This window comes from Lactobacillus delbrueckii subsp. delbrueckii DSM 20074 = JCM 1012 (assembly GCF_001433875.1).
Classification (GTDB): Bacteria; Bacillota; Bacilli; order Lactobacillales; family Lactobacillaceae; genus Lactobacillus; species Lactobacillus delbrueckii.
Map to the genome: position 1 here is coordinate 1 of NZ_AZCR01000179.1, position 219 is coordinate 219.

Below are 219 nucleotides of genomic sequence, written 5' to 3' on the forward strand. Positions count from 1 at the left end.
AGCGCATGGCAAGCCGTTCTTCTTCACAAGCCAATTGAGCTGCCAGAAGAATACACTGAAGCTTTAACTGAAATAGAAGCTAAACTGACGGATAAGCAAATCAAGCAAGCGCACAGCTACCTGCGCCGGATTACGTACCGCTACCACTACCGGGCACGGAAGTCGGGCAAGCTTGGCTCTAGCATGAAGTGTGACTTGAATTGGGCATTTGAGGGAAAT

Annotated in this window: 1 pseudogene; it reads left to right on the forward strand. The window is 49.3% G+C overall.

From position 1 onward, the window contains the following. Positions 1-219 (forward strand): annotated as a pseudogene (locus FD23_RS10870) (RNA-guided endonuclease TnpB family protein); the annotation flags it as partial.